At 75.5% G+C, this 19057-nt stretch carries 13 protein-coding genes; 6 read left to right on the forward strand and 7 right to left on the reverse strand.

Annotated elements, in window-relative coordinates:
• Nucleotides 1-10: 10 nt before the first annotated feature.
• The 6 genes from AC07A6_RS07915 to AC07A6_RS07940 all read right to left on the reverse strand — a co-directional run bounded on the left by AC07A6_RS07915 (nt 11) and on the right by AC07A6_RS07940 (nt 8614).
• The gene (locus AC07A6_RS07915) at nt 11-2050 is read right to left on the reverse strand and encodes an NAD-dependent epimerase/dehydratase family protein (RefSeq protein WP_478776464.1); all 2040 of its coding nucleotides are present in this window, start codon (nt 2048-2050) and stop codon (nt 11-13) included.
• A gap of 39 nt (nt 2051-2089) precedes the next feature.
• Nucleotides 2090-2827 carry a hypothetical protein gene (locus AC07A6_RS07920; protein ID WP_478776465.1) on the reverse strand — a complete coding sequence of 246 codons (738 nt, stop codon included), beginning with the start codon at nt 2825-2827 and terminating at the stop codon, nt 2090-2092.
• Nucleotides 2828-2834: 7 nt separating this feature from the next.
• A complete protein-coding gene (vioC, locus tag AC07A6_RS07925) occupies nt 2835-3869 on the reverse strand; it encodes an arginine beta-hydroxylase, Fe(II)/alpha-ketoglutarate-dependent (RefSeq protein WP_478776466.1) in 1035 nt (344 codons plus the stop codon).
• A gap of 108 nt (nt 3870-3977) precedes the next feature.
• On the reverse strand, nt 3978-6029 hold the full coding sequence (locus tag AC07A6_RS07930) for an amino acid adenylation domain-containing protein (protein WP_478776467.1): 2052 nt from the start codon (nt 6027-6029) through the stop codon (nt 3978-3980).
• Nucleotides 6030-6034: 5 nt separating this feature from the next.
• Nucleotides 6035-7165, reverse strand: coding sequence for a capreomycidine synthase (vioD, locus tag AC07A6_RS07935; protein WP_478776468.1), 1131 nt, complete (start codon nt 7163-7165; stop codon nt 6035-6037).
• Nucleotides 7166-7222: 57 nt separating this feature from the next.
• Nucleotides 7223-8614: a KamA family radical SAM protein gene (locus AC07A6_RS07940; RefSeq protein ID WP_478776469.1), complete on the reverse strand. Its 1392-nt coding sequence runs from the start codon at nt 8612-8614 to the stop codon at nt 7223-7225.
• A gap of 528 nt (nt 8615-9142) precedes the next feature.
• Between AC07A6_RS07940 and AC07A6_RS07945 the strand changes: the two genes are divergently transcribed.
• From AC07A6_RS07945 to AC07A6_RS07970, 6 genes are all read left to right on the forward strand, one after another.
• Nucleotides 9143-9730: an XRE family transcriptional regulator gene (locus AC07A6_RS07945; protein ID WP_362463591.1), complete on the forward strand. Its 588-nt coding sequence runs from the start codon at nt 9143-9145 to the stop codon at nt 9728-9730.
• A 69-nt stretch (nt 9731-9799) separates the two neighbouring features.
• Nucleotides 9800-11533: a carbamoyltransferase family protein gene (locus AC07A6_RS07950; RefSeq protein WP_478776470.1), complete on the forward strand. Its 1734-nt coding sequence runs from the start codon at nt 9800-9802 to the stop codon at nt 11531-11533.
• On the forward strand, nt 11530-13278 hold the full coding sequence (locus AC07A6_RS07955; RefSeq protein WP_478776471.1) for a condensation domain-containing protein: 1749 nt from the start codon (nt 11530-11532) through the stop codon (nt 13276-13278). Before AC07A6_RS07950 ends, AC07A6_RS07955 begins: the two co-directional genes overlap by 4 nt.
• A 31-nt stretch (nt 13279-13309) precedes the next feature.
• Nucleotides 13310-14857 carry an AMP-binding protein gene (locus AC07A6_RS07960; protein ID WP_478776472.1) on the forward strand — a complete coding sequence of 516 codons (1548 nt, stop codon included), beginning with the start codon at nt 13310-13312 and terminating at the stop codon, nt 14855-14857.
• Complete coding sequence (locus AC07A6_RS07965) at nt 14854-16548, forward strand: ABC transporter transmembrane domain-containing protein (RefSeq protein WP_478776473.1); 1695 nt, start codon at nt 14854-14856, stop codon at nt 16546-16548. Before AC07A6_RS07960 ends, AC07A6_RS07965 begins: the two co-directional genes overlap by 4 nt.
• Complete coding sequence (locus AC07A6_RS07970; protein WP_478776474.1) at nt 16545-18425, forward strand: ABC transporter ATP-binding protein; 1881 nt, start codon at nt 16545-16547, stop codon at nt 18423-18425. The genes AC07A6_RS07965 and AC07A6_RS07970 overlap by 4 nt, the downstream gene beginning before the upstream one ends.
• 17 nt (nt 18426-18442) lie before the next feature.
• On the opposite strand, the gene AC07A6_RS07975 is transcribed toward AC07A6_RS07970, so the two are convergent.
• Nucleotides 18443-19051 (reverse strand): GAF domain-containing protein, encoded by a 609-nt coding sequence (locus AC07A6_RS07975; RefSeq protein ID WP_478776475.1) that lies wholly within the window; start codon nt 19049-19051, stop codon nt 18443-18445.
• Nucleotides 19052-19057 lie beyond the last annotated feature (6 nt).

Raw genomic sequence — 19057 nt, forward strand, 5'->3', positions numbered from 1 at the left:
CTCCCCGCGGTCACGCCCCGGCCTCCGGGGCTTCCCCGGCCCAGCGGGCCCACTCGGCGGTGACCGCGGACGCCTCGGCGAACGGGGTGCGCGCGGTGAAGCCGAGCAGCCGGCGGGCCTTGCCGTAGTCGGCGCGGGCCGTCGCACGGTAGAGGTCCAGCTCCCAGTCGGCCACCGGTTCCCCGGCGGTCCCGGCCTCGGGGCCGGCCGGCCCGCGCAGCGCGCGGACCGCGTCGAAGAACGTGCCCCAGCGCAGTTCCTCGGGGTGCCCCACGAGGAAGCGCTCGCCGGCCGCCGCCGCGCTGTCCACGGCCAGCAGGACGGCCTCGGCCAGGTCGTCCACGTACACGGCGTTGCACACGCCGCCGTCGTCACCGGCCGGGAGCTGGTCGAAGTCGCCCGCCGGGCGGCGGAGCTGCGCCGTCGTCCACTGGCCGCCCCACGGGCCGTGGACCACGCCCGGCTGGATCACCACCGTCTCCAGGCCGTCGCCGTGGGCCCGGACGACGAGCTGTTCGGCGGCGAGCTTCTGCTGCTCGTACTCCCGGTCGGCGGGGTCCGCCGGGCGTGCGGCGGAGTCCTCGGTGAGGGCTCCGGTCACCGCCGGGTCGTAGACGTCGACGGTGCTCAGGTGCACCACGCGCCGCACACCGGCGGCGCGGGCCGCGGCCAGCACGTTCTCGGTGCCCGCGACGGACGCGGCCCAGCGGTCGCCCTCGTCGCCGGAGCTGCCGAACGCGCAGTGCACGACGGTGTCGCAGCCCTCGAACGCCTCCCGGAGCGCGGCCGGGTCCATCAGGTCGCCCTGGCGGAACTCCAGCCGGTCCTGCGGCAGGACCGACAGCCGGGCGGCCCGGCCGAAGCCGCGCACCACCGGCCGGACCCGGGCCTCGGTGCCGAGCACCAGCCGTTCGACGAGCCGGCCGCCGATGAAGCCGCTCGCGCCCGTGACGGCCACGGTGCGTCCCGCCAGCGCGGGCAGGTCTCCGGACCCGGCCGCGGCCTCCTGTCCCCGGGTCGTCCACGGCTGCGCGGAGCGCTCGTGGGCGGGGCCGCCGTAGCACTCCTGGATCAGCTCGACCACCCGCACGCCGTCCTGCGCGGTGGAGTGGACGGCGGCCGTCCCGCGCAGGGCCGCCGCGAAGTTTGCGAGCTGCTCACTGAACAGCAGTTCCCACTCGTCCTGGGCCGGGGCCACGGCCGGCACGTCCCCGCGGTGCAGCTCCACCCCGTCGGTGGTGACCAGGGTGCACTCCCCGGCCGGGAAGTCGGTGCCGATCGTCGCCGTCGCACGGGTACCGGTGACCGTGCAGCTGATGCCGAGGTCGCGCAGCCGGCTGAAGTCGCAGGTCACGTCGGTGGTGCCGAACCGCAGCCGGACGTGGGCGTCGGTCTCCACCCCGCCCAGCGAGTTGTCCTCGGCGCCGACCACCCGCACGTCGGGGCCCAGCCACCACAGCAGGGTGTCGAAGACGTGCGAGGCGGTGTCGGTGAGGACGCCGCCGCCGGCGAGCCGCCGGTCGAACATCGACCAGGAGACCGGCTCGTGGGCGTACGGGTGCCCCTCGGACCAGTCGACCCGCACGACCTCGCCGAGCGCGCCGGCGTCGATGAGCCGCTTGATCCAGGCGTAGGCGGGGAAGAGCCGGCGCGGGTGGGCCATGGCCAGCACCGGCGCGCCCTCGGCCGCGGCGGTCAGCGCCAGCCGGCGGGCGTCCTCGACCGAGGTGGTCATGGGCTTCTCCAGCAGGACGTGCTTGCCCGCCGCGAGCAGCGCCTCGACGATCGGCGCGTGCAGGGTGTGCGGGGCCACCACGACGGCGGCGTCGAACGCGTCGGCGGCCTCGGCCGGATCGGTGGCGAGCACCACCTGCTCGGCGGCGGTGCCGCCCAGCTCACGGTAGAGGGCGAGCGCGGCCTCGGCCTGCCGCGGGTCGCGGTCGATCAGCGCGGTGAGCTGTACGTCGCCCTTGAGCGGGGGCAGGGCGGGCAGGTGGCAGCCGCGGGCGGCGGCGCCGCACCCGACGATCGCGAGGCGTACGGGAGTCATGGTCGTCTCCAGAGGTGTACGGAACGGGGGAAGGGGCTTTCAGAGGGCCGGGTGGTGGACCCATGCGTTGGGCTCGGCGTAGGTGCCGTAGCCGTCCTCGGCGACCTGGAGCGGCACCAGGCCGCCGGGCAGCGGGTACGCGCCCGGGCCCGGCAGCGGCCGGCCGAGGAACTGCTCCCAGCGCGCGACCGGCTGACGGATCACCAGCGAGCGCTCGGCGATGCCGAGCCGGCGCGCGCCCAGCTCCAGATGGGTGCGCAGCCAGGGGTCGAAGCAGCGCCCGTCGGGCAGCCGCCAGGCGGCGTAGTCGGCGAGGGGGATCAGCGGGTAGTACGGCTTGCGGGTGGGGCGGACCGGGATGACCACGCCGCGGGGGGCGTGGCCGGCGGCCCGCCGGCGGACCTCGGTGAGCAGGCGTTCGGCGTGCCCGGCCGCCCGGTGCGCGGGGTCCACGGACACCGAGAGCATGCACACGGCGTCGGCCCGGTCCGGCGGGCCGTGGTCGACGGCCTCCACCAGCACCTCGTCGCTGCCTCCCGGCAGCGAGGCCGGGCTGCCGTCCCAGCGGACCGGCAGCCCGTTGGCCGCCGCGACCAGGTGCCCGTCGCCGTCCACCAGGCACAGCTGGTGGGCGGGGTAGCGGTCGTACATGCCGTGCCAGCGCCAGTTGCCCGGGGACTCCCAGCTCATGAACTCCGGCATGTTGGCGCCGATCAGGGCGTCGACGGCGGGCAGCAGCCCGGGGTCCCGGGACAGGTCGGTCAGGGTGAGGGCCACCGGCGGGTCAGCCCAGCAGCCGGGTCCGGGCGGTGGCCCGCATCTCGCGCGAGCGCCGCAGGTCCGAGGTCACGCACACCCGCTTCAGCCAGCGGTCGGTGCCGTCGTAGCGGGCCCGGAACGGCAGCCGGCCGTGCACCGCCCGGTGGTTGTCGATGAACAGCACGTCCCCCTGGTCCGCCACGACCTCCCGCATCGCGGCGTCCACCACCTTGAACAGCGCGTCGTAGGCGCGCCGGGCGTCGGTGTCGTCCTCGGGGACGGAGGTGAAGTACGGGTCGAGACGCATGTACGGGTCGACGCGCGAGCCGTACAGCAGCGGGCCGAGCGGCCGTTCGTCGATCATCCGCTGGATGGTGGCGAAGCGCGCGGCCTCCTCCTCGGAGGCGATGGTGTTGTTCTTCGGCAGGTGCGACTCGTCGGGCGCGATGTGGAAGCGGGGTTCGAAGAGGACGTCGACGTCGTCGGCGGACAGCGAGGACAGGTCCAGCTCGCCGACCGTCGTCGGGACGTGGTCCGGGTTGCGCAGCGCACCGAGGATCAGGTAGTCGCTGCGGTAGGGGTGGAAGGCGTCCTCGGTGTGCCAGGTGAGCAGTTCCTTGCTGCCCATGCCGAGCTGGTCGTTCTCGTGCGCCCGGATCGGGAAGATGTCGTGCACGAGGTGCCCGTCCTGCTGGGTGGCCCAGCCGAACGGCTCGCCGAGCAGCGCCGAGTAGAGCATCAGGAGGAGCTCCTCGGGGAACTCCGGGCCGGGGCGCCGGCGGCCGCGCCAGTGCTCGGGGGTGGGGCCGATGCGCTCCTGGTCGAAGTCGTGGCCGCTGATCACGGCGTGGCCGTGGCGGTCGGCCAGTTGGAACTCGCGCAGGAACCGCTGCACGCCCTCCGGCAGGCCGGCGGCCAGCCGGGGCAGGTCGTGCAGCAGCCCGGGGTCGCCGAAGGACGGGTAGGCGGAGGCCAGTGCGAGGCACAGGTCCGCCGTGGCGGAGGCCTCGTCGGGCGTCAGGGTGTAGCCGTGCGTGGACTGGTCGGTGAGGTTCGACATGCCAACTCTCGCTGAGTGGTCGGGGATGGTTGCTGCTGCCCGCGGCCGGCCGGAGCCGGGCCGGGGCCCTCGGGTGGTGCGGGTGGCCGGTGGCGCGGATCCGCCGGTTCAGCGTCCGGCCGGCGGTTCGCCGGAGGACGGGGCCGTGAGCGCCGCGGCGAGCAGCCGGGGCGTGGGCGAGGCGAACAGCGCGCTCGCCCGGAGTCCGGCGGCGCCGGGGTGGGACTCGCGCAGCCGCGCGAGCAGGCGCATGGCGAGCAGGGACTGGCCGCCGTGGTCGAAGAAGTTGTCGTCGGGACCCAGCCGCGGGTCGCCCAGGACCTCGCGGAAGAGGCCCAGCGTGGCGTCCAGCGGCTCCCCGCCCCCGTCCGGGCCGTGCGCCCCGCCGCCGGGGTCCTGACGGACCGGGGCCGGTGCAGCCTGTCCCGGGGCCTGGCCCGGGGCCTGACCCAAAGCCTGGCCCGGAGCCTTTGCGGAGGCCTGGCCCGCGGCCTGACCCAGAGCCTGGCCCGAGGCCTGACCCAAAGCCTGGCCCAGAGCCTGGCCCGGAGCTTGACCCAGAGCCTGGCCCGGGGTCTGGCCCGGGGTCGTCGCCGGGCCGGCCGCCCAGGTGGCCAGCAGTTTCTTGTCGATCTTGCCGTGCGGGTTCTTCGGCAGGGCGGCCACCCGGTGGAGCACCCGCGGCACCGCCCAGTCCGGCAGTTGCGCCTCCAGCGGCGCGAGCAGCGCGTCCCGGTCCGCGCCCGTGAGCCGTACGGCCTCCCCCGGCGGCGGGGCCGCCGCCGGATCGGCGGGCACGGTGAACGCCCACAGGACCGTGCCGGTCGCGGGGTCGGGGAAGACCACGGCCTGGCCCACGCCGGCCGCCTCGCACAGGGCGCGCTCCACCCGGGCGGGCTCCAGCCGGTGCCCGCGGATCTTGATCTGGTCGTCGGCCCGGCCGAGGAACACCAGCTGCCCGTCGGCGTCGACGCGGCCGAGGTCGCCCGTCACGTACACGCGGGCGCCGGGTGCGGTGGCGTGCGGGTCGGGGACGAAGCGCCGGGCGGTGGCCGCGTCGTCGTCGAGGAAGCCGCGGGCCAGCAGCGGACCGCCGATGTGGATCTCCCCGGTCTCGCCGTCGGGCACCGGCCGGCCGTCGCGCCGGACGGTGATCTCCACGTCCCGCAGCGGAGTGCCGAGCGGCACCTCGTCGGCGTCGGCCGGCAGCCGTCCGGTGTAGAAGGTGGAGCTGACCGTGCATTCGGTGAGGCCGTACACGTGGGCGAGGGCGGCGGGCTGCCGGTCCTGCCAGTCGCGGTAGGGCCGCGGGTCCATCCGTTCGCCGCCGACCACCACGGTGCGCAGGGCCTGCGGGGTGGTCTCCCCGGCGGCCTCCAGCCAGCGGGCGTACTCCAGCCAGTACTGGGTGGACAGTTCCACCACGGTGGTCCGGGTGCGGGCCAGGGTGACGTGGAGCTCCTCGGCGTCCAGGGCCCGGGTGTCGTGCCGGCACACCACCGCCGCACCGGCCGCGAAGGCGGGGAACACCTCCTCGATCAGGACGTCGAAGCCCAGCGAGGCCACCTGGAGCCAGCGGTCGTCCCGGGTCAGCGCGAGCCGCTCGGCGACGGCGGTCGCGAACCGGCCCAGGGCGTCCCGCTCGACGACCGTGCCCTTGGGCTGCCCGGTGGAGCCGGAGGTGAACAGCACGTAGGCCACGTCGGACCCGCCGGCCCGCGCCCGCAGCCGCGGCCCGGCCGGGCCGCCGTCCGCCGGGCCCGGTGCGCCGGGCGCCGGCGCCGGTACGTACGCGGCCTCCGGCGCGTGGTCGCCGTCGCCCAGCCAGACGGCGGCCGCGGTGCGGCGGACCAGCGCCGCGCGGGCGGCGTCGGGGAGCCGGTCGTCCAGGACGGTGAAGCCCGCTCCGGCCTTCAGCGCCGCCAGCATCCCGAGGACCGTACGGGCGGGATCGCCGAAGGCCAGGCCCACCAGCCGGCCGGGGGCGGCGCCCCGCCCGGCGAGCGAGTCGGCCCAGGCGTCGGTCAGCCGGTCCGCCTCGCCGTACGCCAGCACCCGGTGCGGGGTCACCAGAGCCGGCCGGTCGGGATGCGCGCGCACCGACCGTTCCCACAGGTCGAGCACGTCGAGCCCGTCGAGCCCGTGGCCGCTCCCGGTCACGGCGGTCACCGGCCCGGCCCGCGGGTGCGCAGGAAGGCCGACAGGCCGTCGAGGCCCGCCCGGAAGGCCTCCTCCGGGCCGCCGAAGCCGAGCCGGGCGCCGTGCGGCGCGCCGAAGGCCGTGCCCGGAACCAGCAGGGTGCGGTGCCGGTCCAGCAGCTCCAGGCAGAACCGTTCCACCGCCTCGGGGCCGGCGCCGGCCCGCTCCAGCTCGCGGAAAACGGGCAGCGCGCACACCCCGCCCTCGGGCGGGGTCCACCGGACCAGCCCCAGCGCCTCGTGCTCGGCCATCCACTGCGTCAGGTGCGCCAGGTTGCGCCGGGCCTCGGCCGCCCGGGCCCCGATCAGCACGTCGGCGTGGCGCATCGCCCGCTCGGCGATCAGCTCGACCAGCGGCGACAGGAACAGGGTGGTCCGGTCGCGCAGCGGGAAGGTGGCCGTGAGCAGGGGCTCGGGTGCGACGGCCCAGCCCACGCGCAGGCCGGGCAGGCCGAACGTCTTGGAGAAGGTGCCGTAGGACACGGTGTCACCGCCGCCCGCAGCAGGATCGGGCAGCACGTCCCAGCGGTGCGCGATCTCGGCGGTGGCGGCGTCCCAGACGAGCGTGGCGCCGGTGAGGGCGGTCCGCTCCGTGAGGGCCTTCAGGCCCTGGGCGGAGAGGGAGACTCCGGTGGGGTTGTGCGGGAAGTTGACGATCACGGCCGCGGTGCCCGGCGTGACCAGGGCGGTCAGCACCTCCGGGTCGATCTCGCCGTCGCGGACCGCCGTCGCCGGCAGGGTGACGACCTCGCATCCGGCCGCCCGCGGGTAGTGGCCGAGCGAGTGGTAGATGCCCTCCTGGACGACCACCCGGTCGCCGGGGTGCAGCAGCGTGCTCAGGGTCAGCGCGATGGCCTCGCTGGAGCCGTGCGTGACCAGCACCCGGCCGGCGTCACCGCCCGCGTACCGGTCGGCGATGGCCGCGCGGACACCGGCCCCGCCCTGCGAGACGCTGTCGTCCATGACGATCTCGTCGAGGTCGGCGGCGGAGATCCGGCACAGGTCGCGTATCTCGGCGAAGGTGTACGGGTGGACCCCGCTGGAGCTGATGTCGTGGATGTCCGGGCCGAGGTGGCGGCGGTACCACTCCTCCAGCACCGGAGGTTCTTCACGCCGTGGACGGAGACTGCTCATGGCTGTGCAACTGTCCCTTCTCTACCCCTGACGGGTTTCCCGCCACCAGCGCTGCCCGGAGAGGGGGAGCGTGTCGATGGGGTCGTAGTAGTGGTACGAGCCGCTGTGGGCGTCCGGGTCCGCCGCCTCCAGCGGGGTGAGGTAGCTCTTGCTCCAGTGCGAGACCCCGAGTTCCCGGTCGTAGGCGTCCGCCTGGTCCACCCACCGCTTGCCGGCCATCGGCACGTCGCACACGATGCGCGGAGTGGCGAACCCCGGGAGGTAGCCCATGATCTGACGTTGGATCAGCTGGGCGCTGTGCAGCGGGACCCGCCAGTGTTCGGCGTTCGGGATCATGTCGCACATGTAGAAGTAGTACGGAGTGATGCCGGCGTGGTCGCAGAGCGCGAAGCACAGGTCGAGCAGGTCGTGCGCGCTGTCGTTGACCCCGCGCATCAGCACGCCCTGGTTGCGTACGTCGTGCAGACCGGCCCCGAGCAGGGCCCAGGAAGCGCGGGCCACGCCGGACGTCACCTGCTGGGCGGCGTTGGCGTGGGTGTGCAGCGCGAGGCGTACGCCCCGGGAGCGCGCCTTGGCGGCGACGCGTTCCACGCCCCGCAGCACCGGGGCGGAGTTCCAGTGCTGCGGCAGCCCGATCAGGCCCTTGCTGGCCAGCCGGATGTCGCGGATCGACTCGATGTCCAGCAGCCCGTCCACGAACCGCTCCAGGCGCGGCCAGGGCATGTTCGCCAGGTCGCCGCCGGAGACCACCACGTCCCGGATGCCCGGGGAGGCGCGCAGGTGCGCCAGGATCCGCTCGGCCCGGTCGACCGGCTTGAGCTGGAGCCTGTTCTTGGTGACCTGCGGGGTGGAGTTGCCGACCAGGTCCATCCGGGTGCAGTGCCCGCAGTACTGCGGGCAGGTCGACAGCAGCTCCGCCAGCACCTTGGTGGGGTAGCGGTGGGTCAGGCCCTCCACCACCCACATGTCCTGCTCGTGCAGCGAGTCCCGGCTGGCCATCGGGTGCGAGGGCCACACCGGGTGCCGGTCGGAGAAGACCGGCAGCATGTAGCGCCGTACGGGGTCGTCGTAGAAGGCCTTGGTCAGCTCGCCGGGGCGGGCCGCCGAGGCCTCCGCGGCCATCGTGTTGATCATCTGGGGCGGCAGCAGCACCGACATCGTGGCCCGGTGCAACCGGTCCTGCTCCCAGTCCTCGTAGAACTCCTCGTCGAGCAGGTCGCCGACGACTGCGCGCAGCCCCTTCGCGTCCTTGACGCAATGGGCGCGCTGCCACTGCGGATCCGCCCACTCGGCCTCGGTGACCTCGCGCCAGCCGGGGAAGCGTCTCCAGTCGGGTTCCACGAGCGGACGGCTCCGGTACGCGTAGACGGCTTCGAGAGCCGGTGATTCCGTCTGGCTGCGTCCTGTGTCCACCAACCCGCCACCCAATCCCGTCGGTTTCGGCCGTATCGCCTGACGTCAACCGATCTTGCAGAGCGCCGGCGTTGTACACGAGGTCAGGTTGTACGGGGCGCTGCTGCCGTACGCCCCTGTACAACCGGCCGGCGGGGACGGAGGGTTGCACGGGCTCCTGTACGGGTCGCCACACGGGAGCGACCTCGTACAGTCCTCTGCCGTACGGCCGAAGCGGAATGCCCGGGGAACGGGCGGTGACCCGCCGGTTCGGCAGGGAACCGAAATCGGACGACCCGCGTCGGAAGTGGCCGGAATTCTCGACTGGCGATTGATCGATTTGTCAGTGGCATGTACCAATGTCCGAGAGATCCGGTGCAGAGGATTCCCGGTCGCCCTCGGGGCCTCCAGCTCGGCGCACCGCCCGGCCGTCCGCCCCGACCAGGTTGTACGGCCCGGATGGACCATGTGCTTCGTTCAACACCATCGATGAGCAGGGGGAGAAGCATGCCCAGGCCAGAGCGGTTACTGGACCCCACGGCAGGACCGTTGGAGCAATTCGCCCACGACCTGCGCCTGCTGCGCAGGCAGGCAGGGAACCCCTCCTACCGGACCATGGCCAGAATCGCCCACTACTCCGTGGCCACCCTCGCCGAAGCGGCCCGCGGGCTGCACAAACCCTCGCTGAAAGTGACCCTCGCCTACGTGGTCGCCTGCGGCGGCGACCCCGAGCCGTGGACCCGCCGCTGGTACCGGCTCAGCGGCGAACTGGAAGCACACGACTCCCCCGCCCGCGGCCAGCCGCGGACCCCCGGCCTGGTGCCGCCCCAGCCGGCCGCCGGCCACCGCCGCCCCGCGGACGGGGGACCCGCCCCCGCCGCCCGGCCGGCCGCGCCCCGCACCTCCGCGTCCTCCGCCCCGCCCGCCCCCGGGGCCCGCCCCGTCCGGCGCCGGCTCGCCGCCGACACCCTGACGGGCGACGAGCGGGCCGAACTGCGCCGGCTGCGCAGCGAGGTCGAGGAACTGCGGCACGCCAACGCCGTGCTCAAGGCGGCCTCCGCGATCTTCGCCGCGGATCTCCGCACAAACTCCCTGGTCGTGTACAACCCGGCGGACCGCCAAGATCCGTTGGCGTGACCGGAACGCCGGCGGCCTGGGCCCCCGGCGCACCCGGCAGACCCGACGACCGACCCTTGGGGACTGACCATGCGTGTGCTCGGAGTCAACGGCTGGCCCGGCGCCAGCCACGACGGTGCTGCCTGCCTCGTCGTGGACGGCGAAGTCATCGCCCTGGCCGAGGAGGAACGCTTCACCCGCAACAAGCACGCCTACGGCGAGGCACCCTTGAACGCCGCTGCCTACTGCCTCGCGGAGGGCGGTCTCACCCTGGACGACATCGACGTCGTCGCCCACGGGTGGGACCTGCCCACGCTCTTCGCGGACCGCGGCCTGGACTGGTTCGACAGCGACGCCGACGCCCTCGAACACCTCCTGCCCAAGACCCTCTTCCCCCGCGCACGCGACCCCCGGCTCACGTTCGTCGACCACCACGTCGCCCACGCCGCCAGCGCCTACCTCCTCTCGGGACGCGACCGGGGCGCCGTCCTCGTCCTGGACGGCCAGGGCGAGAACGCGAGCACCACCCTCGCCGTCGGCATCGACGGCCGGATCAAGACCCTGCGCTCCCACACCCCCGGCTGGTCCCTCGGCTACTTCTACGCGGCCGTCTGCGCCTACGCCGGCCTGGGCGCCGACAACGCCGGCAAGATGATGGGCCTGGCCTCCTACGGCACCCCCGGCGACCTCACCTTCGGCGGCGCCCTCGGCTTCACCGACGAGGACTTCACCGTCGGCGTCGTCCCGCCCGGTCTGCGCTCGACCGGCAGCACCGACGAGGAGACGGCCACCATCCGGTACTGGCTGGAGCACCTGGAGAAGACCCTCCAGGACGCCCCCAACCGCACCGTGCGCCGCTTCGACCCGCGCTCCGGCCGGTACACCAAGGTCACGGACCGGGACCCGTTCGAGTACCGGGACCTCGCCGCCACCACGCAGGCCGCGCTGGAGCGGGCCGTGACGGGCCTGGTCCGCGGCCTGCTGCGGGAGACCGGCGAGACCACGCTGATGATCGCCGGCGGGGTCGGCTTCAACGCCACCCTCAACGGCAAGCTCCTGCGGATGCCCGAGGTCCAGGACCTCTTCGTCCAGCCGATCGCGGGCGACGCGGGGGTCTCGCTGGGGGCCGCGGTCTGGGCCGCCGCCGAGGAGGGCGACCGGATCCTGCCCATGACCGGCTCGGTCGCCTGGGGCCCTCAGTGGTCCGCCGGGGAGATCCGCGAGGCCCTGGAGGCCACCGGCACCGCCTTCAGCGAGCCCGCCGACATCGCGGCGGCCACCGCCGGCGTCCTGGCCTCCGGCGGGGTCGCCGGCTGGTTCCAGGGCCGCGCCGAGGGAGGCCCCCGCGCCCTGGGCCACCGCAGCCTGGTCGCCGTGCCGGACCCCGAGTCCACCCGGGACCGGGTCAACATCCGCATCAAGGACCGCGAGGCGTGGCGCCCGTTCGCCCCCAGCATGCAGGAGGAGGTCGCCGAGTCCCTGATCGGCACCGCCACCCCGCTGCCGTACATGATCGTCACCACCCCGGTGACCGAGGCCGGCGCCGCGGCCATGCCGGCCGTGGTCCACAGCGACCGCACCACGCGTCCGCAGACCGTCTCCGCCGCCGTCGACCCGCTCTACCACCGCCTCATCGGCGAGGTCGGCGGGCACACGGGAACCGCCGTCGTCATGAACACCTCCTTCAACGGCCGTGACGAACCCGTGGTGTGCACGCCCCGGGACGCCCTCGCCACCTTCCACCGGCTGCCGCTGGACGCCCTCGCCCTCGGCCCGTTCCTCGTGCGCCGCCCCGCCGGAGCCCTCCGGGAGGCCGGCGCGTGACCGCCCCGGCACGCCAGGACGCTCCCCCGGCCGGGACGAGCACCGCGCCGCCCGTCCCCCCGCCCGGGCCCGCCGCCGAGGAGGTCCACGGCCGGCTCACCGGCTGGCTCGCCGAGGCGGTCCTGACCCCGGACACGGACCTCGCCGCCCCGCTGCGCGACCTCGGCGTGGACTCCATCGACCTGATCCGCACCGCCCGCCGCATCGAGACCGCGTACGGGGTACGGGTGCAGCTGCGCGAGCTCTTCGCCCCCGGACTGACGGCGGCCGCCCTGGCCGTGCTGGTCGCCGAACGGGCCGCCCGCCGCGGCGGCACCGAGACCGCCCCGCCCGGCACCGCCCACGACCCGGTCGTCCTCACCCCGTCCCAGGAACAGGCCTGGGAGGAGCAGACGGGCGAACGCGGCCAGTGGAACCAGGCCATGCTCTTCACCACCCGGCCGGGCATCGATGCGGACCTGTTCGCCGAGGCCGTGCGGCGGCTGGTCGCCGGCCACGCCTCGCTCCGCCTGGCCGTCGAGGAGCGCCCCGCCCGGCGGCCCCGGCAGCGGACGGCGGCCCTGGCGACCGACGGGCCGCCCGCCGACGCCCTGGGCCCCGTGCTCGACACGGTGGAGATCTCCGAACTCGCCGACGCCGACCTGGCGGCGGCCGTCACCCTCCGGTGCGAGCTGGAGCAGCGCTCCCTGGACCCGCGGGCGGGGCGCGTGGCCCGCTTCGTCCGGTTCGACGCCGGCCCCTCCCGGCCCGGCCGGCTGCTGATCGTCTTCCACCAGCTCGCGATCGACATGCTGTCGTGGTCGGTGGTGCTCGCCGACCTGGAGGAGACCTACACGGCGCTGGAGGCCGGCCGGGACGACGTCTGGCCGTCCGAGGGCACCTCGTACCCCGAGTGGGCCCAGGCCCTGGCCGCCCATGCCCGCACCCCCGAGGCGGAGGCCGAGGCGGAGTGGTGGACGCAGGTCGCCCGCACCCCCGCCACGCTTGCGCCGGACCGGCCCGCGGCCGGGGAGGGCACGGAGGCGGCCGCCGACCCGCGGGCCGGGAACACCGCGGCCACCGCCGCCACGCACCTGGAGGAGTTCCCGCCGGAGCTCACCGCCCGCCTCCACGCCGCCGCCCGGGCCCACCGGGCCCACCCCGGCGACCTCGTGCTGCACGCCCTCGGGGAGGCCCTCGGCGAGCGGCTCGGGGAGCCGGCCGTACGCGTGGACCTGCTGCGCCACGGCCGCGAGGAGACCGTCGGGGACGCCCATCTGTCCCGCACCACGGGCTGGTTCACCTCCACCGTCCCGGTCCGCCTCGACCTGGCTCCCGGAACGCCGGCCGAACGCCTGACCCGGACCGTGGGCCACCTCGCGGCCCTCCCCGGCGGCGGGGTCGGCCACGGAGCGCTCGCCCGGCACGGCCGGCCCCGGACCGCGGCCGTCCTGCGGGCCGCCCCGCCCAGCGACGTCTCGTTCGACTACGAGGGCGACGACGTCGACTCCCTCCCGCTGGGCACCCTGCTGACGGAGATGGCCCCGGAACCGGTGGGCGACATCACCGCTCCCCACTGGACCCGCCCGCACGCGGTGGAGGTGATCGCCACCACCGACGACGGGACGCTGCGCGTCGAGTGGTGGTACTCCACCGCCCTGCACCGGGCGGCCACCGTGCGGGCGCTCGCCGCCCGCCACCGGGACCTGCTCGGCGACCTCCTCACCGCACTGTCGCCCCCCGCCCCCGAGGCACCCACCCGCTGAACGCCCCACGGACGGACCGGAACCCCCTGCCATGACCCTGCCCAGCCTGCTCGACCCCTTCTTCGCCCTCGCCCGCTCGGACCCGGACCGGCCCGCGGTCGTCGACCACGGAGTCACCGTCGGCTACGGCCAACTGGCCGGCTGGGCAGGGTCCGTGGCCGACCTGGTGGCCACCCGCGGCCCGGCGGGCGAACAGCCGCCGGTGGCCGTCCAGGTCCACCACGCCGCCCGCGACATCGCGGCCGTCCTCGGCGTCCTCGCCGCCGGCCGCGCCTACGTCCCGGTGGCCGCCGGCCCCGCCGGCCACGCCGACGCGGCCCTGCGCCGGCTGGGCTGCCGGGAGCTGATCGCCACCGCCGGCCCGGAGGCGCTGCCCGCCGTCGACCGGGTGCTGCGGCCCAACTGGGGCCGCACACAGGCCCCTTTGCGCGAAGCCGGGGAGCCGGTGCGGGCGGAGGACCCCGCGTACGTGCTGTTCACCTCGGGCTCCACCGGCGCCCCCAAGGCGGCCGCGGTCCCGCACGGCGCCCTCCACGCCGTACTGCCCCCGCTGCGGCGGCAGTACGGCGTCGGGCCCGGCACGGTCGCCCTCAACTTCCACCGCATGGACGGTGACACCAGCCTGGAGGAGGTCCTGCCGGTCCTGCTGGCCGGAGGGCTCGTCGTCCTCGACGAGGACGGCGAGGCCGATCTCGACCGGGTCCTGACCGACCACGAGATCACCCTGGTCAACCTGCCCGTCGACTACTGGCACGTCTGGACGGGCCACCTGCTGGACGCCGGGCGGACCGTGCCGGCCTCGGTCGACACCGTCGTGATCGGCGGCGAGGCCGTCCGCCCCGACATGCTGGAGCGCTGGCGGCGGCTCGGCGCCGACGACGTCGTCCTGCTCAACACCTACGGGTCCACCGAGACCGCGCTCGTCACCCACAGCGCCGTCCTCGCCGGGCCGGGCGCACCCGCCTCCTTCCCCGACGGGGTGCCGATCGGCCGGCCGCTGCCCGCCGTACGGCAGGCGCTCGTACCCCGCCCGGACGCACCGCACGGGCCGGCCGAACTCCTCCTGGCCGGGCCCCAGCTGGCCCTGGGCTACGTGGACGACCCGGAGCGGACCGCCGACCGGTTCCCGGACCCCGACCCCGCGCTCGGCACCGGACGCTGGTACCGCACCGGGGACCTCGTCACGGAGACCGACGACGGCTCGCTCGTCTTCCACGGCCGGATCGACCACCAGGTCAAGATCCGCGGCCACCGGGTGGACCTGCTCGACGTGGAGGGGGCACTGGGCCGGCTCCCCGGCGTCACGGCCGTCGCCGCGGCCGGCCACCGCAAGGGCGAGCACATGGCGCTGGTCGCGTTCGTCGTCCTCTCCGGACGGGACGGACAGGACGGACGGGACGGACGGGACGGGCGAGACGGACCTGACGGAAGCGGGGGCACCACCGCGGACCTGCGCGAGCGGATGCGGGACGCGGTGCCCGCCCCCCTGGTCCCCGACCGGATCATCGCCGTGCCCGAACTGGTGCACACCCGCACCGGCAAGGTCGACCGCGCGGGCACCCTGGACCGGTACCTGTGAGCAACCGGCTCTTCGACGCCTCCGTCGCCCCCGCCGCCGTCCCCGAGGCGGACTCCCGCGGCCCCTGGGCCTACCTGTGGTGGCTGGTCCGGATCCGGCCCTGGCCGCTGGTGCTCGCCGCCGCGCTCGGCGTGCTCTGGATGATCCCCCTCGCGCTGGTCCCGCTGGTCATCGGCCGGGCCATCGACGCGGCCGGGCAGGACACGGGGCAGACCGGCCTGTACCTGTGGTCGCTGCTCGCCCTCGGTCTCGGCGTCCTGCAGGCCCTCGCCGGCGCCGGCCTGATCCAGGCCGCCGTCGGGGCCGAGGCCCACGCCCTGTCCACCACGCACCGGGTGCTGATGCGCCAGGTGGTCCGCCTCGGCGCCACCCTGCGCGGAAAGGCCCGCTCCGGGGACGTCGCGGCCTCCGCCGCCGCCGACGTGGAGAGCATCGGCAACTCCTTCGAGGTCATCGGCCGCACCGTCGGCGCGGTCGTCGCCGCCGTCCTCGTCGCCGTGGCGCTCACCGTCACCTCGCCCGTCCTCGGACTGGCCGTGCTCGTCGGAGTCCCCGCCGCGGTGCTCGGCATCGGCCCGCTCCTGCGGCCCCTGCAGGAACGCGACGAGGCCCAGCGCGAGCTGATGGGCGTCGCCACCTCCCAGGCCGGTGACATCGTCGCCGGGCTGCGCATCCTGCGGGGCATCGGCGGCGAGGCGGCCTTCGCCGCCCGCTTCCGCCGCACCAGCCAGCAGGTCCGCCGGGCCGGCGAGTCCGCCGGCCGCATGGAGGCCTGGCTGCAGGCCGCCGGGGTCTTCCTGCCGGGGCTGGTCACCGTCGGGATCGTCTGGCTCGGCGCCCGGCTCGCCCTGAACGGCACCATCACCGCCGGGGAACTCGTCGCGTTCTACGGCGCCTCCGCCTTCCTCACCCTGCCCGTGAGCACGGCCACCGAGGCCGCCGAGACCCTCAGCCTCGCCAAGGTCGCCGCCGGCCGGGTCTGCACCCTGCTGCGCCTGACCCCCGACGCCGCCCGGCCCGAGCACCCCGAACCGCTGCCCGCCGGGGCCCTCGACCTGACCGACGCCGACAGCGGCATCACCGCCGAGGCCGGCCGGCTCACCGTGCTCACCGGCCCGGCCGACCGCATGGCCGGCCTCGCCGACCGGCTCGCCCGCCCCGGGCCCGCCGGCCCCGCGCCCGTCCGGCTGGGCGGCGTACCGCTGGACCGGGTGGACCCCGCGGAACTCTCCGCACGGCTGCTGCGCTCCGGACCGGCCGACACCCTCTTCAGCGGCACCGTGCGCGAGGAACTGAGCGCCGGATCCGCCCGGTCCCGGGAAGAGCTGGCCCGGGCCCTGTACGCCGCCGACGCCTCCGACGTCGTCGCGGCCCTGCCCGGCGGGCCGGACGCGTGGCTGGACGAGGGCGGCCGCGCCCTGTCCGGCGGCCAGCGCCAGCGCCTCGTCCTCGCCCGCGCCCTGCTCGCGGCCCCCGACGTCCTCGTCCTGGAAGACCCCACCGCCTCCGTCGACGCCCACACCGAGGCCCGCATCGTCGACCGGGTCGCCGCGCTGCGCGCCGGACGCACCACGGTGGTGCTCACCGACAGCCCGCTCTGGCGCGGCGCCGCCGACCGCACGGTCCGCCTCGCCGCGGACCCGGACGCCGCCCCCGCCGGCCCCGACCGCTCCGCAGGAGTGCCCTCATGACCACCACCCCCGCCTCCACCCGGGCCCCGGCGGCGGCCGCCGGCAGCACCGAGGACCCCGCTCCCGCCGGTCCGTCCGCCGCCGGCCGGCTGCCCCTCGCCGACCGGGCCGAGGTCCGTGCCTGGACCGGCGCGTTCGTCCGCACCGAGGCGCGCCGGCTGGCGCTCACCTTCGGACTGTTCGCCGCCGCCCTGGTGGCCGGACTGACGGGCCCGCGGCTGCTGGGCCACCTGGTCGAGTCCATCAAGAACGGCACCACCGCCGGCCGGGTCGACGTCCTCGCCCTGACCTTCGTCGCCATCCTCGTCGCCCACGCCCTCCTCGCCCGCGCCGCCCGCACCCAGGCCACCCTGCTCGGCGAACGCGTCCTGGCCCGCACCCGCGAGGGCTTCGTCCGCCGCGTGCTCGGGCTGCCGCTGTCCGAGGTGGAGGCCGTCGGCACCGGCGACCTGCTCAGCCGGGCCACCAACGACGCCGACCGGCTGAACGAGAGCATCCGCCAGGCCGTCCCGCGCATCGCGCTGGCCGCCGTCACCCTGGTGTTCACGTTCGCGGCGATCCTGCTCACCTCTCCGCTGCTCGCCCTCGGCCTGCTGGCCGGCGTGCCCTTCGCCGCCCTGTCCACGTGGTGGTACCGGCCGCGCGCCACCCGCGCGTACGAGCGGCTGCTCGCGCAGGAGGCCGACGTGCTGGCCGTCACGCACGAGAGCACCCGCGGCGCCGCCACCGTCGAGGCCCTCGGGCTCGGCCCCCGGCAGGCCGGGCGCCACGGTGCGGCCGTCGACCGGGTGGTCCGCACCCGGCAGCGCACGACCTGGCTGCAGACCGTCTGGTTCCCCAGCCTGGACCTGGCCACCATGGTCCCGATGGCGCTCACCCTCCTGATCGGCGGTCTCGCCTACCAGCGCGGCGAGGTCGGGCTGGCGGAACTGACCGCCGTCGTCCTCTACGTCCAGGCCCTCGGCGAACCCCTCAACGACCTGCTGACCTGGACCGACGAACTCCAGATCGGGAACGCCGCGCTGCGGCGCATCCTCGGTGTCGAACGGCTGCCCAGGGAGGAACCGCGGCCGGCCGCCGTGCTGGACGGGCACGCCCTGCGCCTGGAGGGCGTCGGCTTCGGCTACGGCCCCGGCCGCGAGGTGCTCGGCGGCATCGACCTGTCCGTCGCCCCCGGCGAGAAGCTGGTGGTCGTCGGTGCCTCGGGGGCGGGCAAGTCCACCCTCGGCAAGCTGATCGCCGGGGTGCACCACGCCACCCGGGGGACCGTCAGCATCGGCGGCGCCGACGTGGCCCGGCTGCCGGTGGGCCAGCTGCGGCGGGAGGTCGTCCTGGTCACCCAGGAGCAGCACGTGTTCTCGGGCACGTTGCGGGACAACCTGACCCTGGCCGCCGCCCAGGAGACGGAGGCCGTCGAGGAGACGGAGGCCGCCGAGGAGACCGCGGCCCCGTCCGGACCGGCGGACGCCCGCCTCTGGGAGGCGCTGGACACCGTCCTCCTCGCGGACTGGGCCCGCTCCCTGCCCGACGGCCTGGACAGCGGGATCGGCCCGGGCGCAGCCCCCGTCTCCCCCTCCCACGCCCAGCAGCTGGCGCTGGCCCGCCTGCTGCTGTCCGACCCGCACGCCCTGGTCCTGGACGAGGCCACCGCCCTGCTGGACTCGACCGCGTCACGGCGCGTCGAACGCTCGCTGGCCGCCCTGATCGAGGGCCGCACGGTCATCTCGATCGTGCACCGGCTGGACTCCGTGCACGACGCCGACCGCATCGCGGTGATGGAGGCCGGCCGGATCGTCGAACTCGGCAGCCACACCGAACTGCTGTCGGCCGGCGGGGCCTACGCGGCCCTGTGGCGCTCCTGGTCCGGGGGCGGGTGAAGCACCCGGCCCCGCCGTCACTCTCCGAGGAGGCGGCGGGCTTCGGTGAGCAGGCGCAGGAGCTCGGTGCGCGAAGGGCCGTCCGGGCCGTCGGGAGTGTCCCGGGTGTCGGGGGGCTCCGGGGCCACCCGGGCCGGGCGGGTGGTCAGCACGTGCAGGGCCACGGCGGCCTGCCGGGCGAAGAGGCACAGCAGGTCGAGTTCCGGCAGGCCGGACCGGGCCTGCGGGGACGGGTCGAGCACCTCCAGGACGCCGAGGACCCGGTCCCCGCGGATGAGCGGGGCGGCCATCAGCGCGTCCGGTACGTAGCCGGTGGACTCGGCGATGTCCCGGTCGAAGGCGATGCTGTCGCGCAGGTCGTCGACCACCATCGGCTCCCCCGAGGCGGCGACCCACCCGGCGATCCCGCGGCCGGCCGGGAACCGCCGGCCCACCAGGAACTCCTGTCCCTGGCCGGAGACGGCTTCGAAGCTGAGCTCGTCCGCCGCGGCGTCCAGGAGCATGATGGAACTGGCCTGCGCGCCGAAGATGGCGCGCGCGGTGTCCACCACCGACTGCAGGAGCTCCGCCACGGCGGGATCCGGCCGGGGTGCTGCGTTCACGACGGGTGCGATCGTCTGGGTCATGGGGCT

Source organism: Streptomyces sp. NPDC044002 (genome assembly GCF_056434525.1).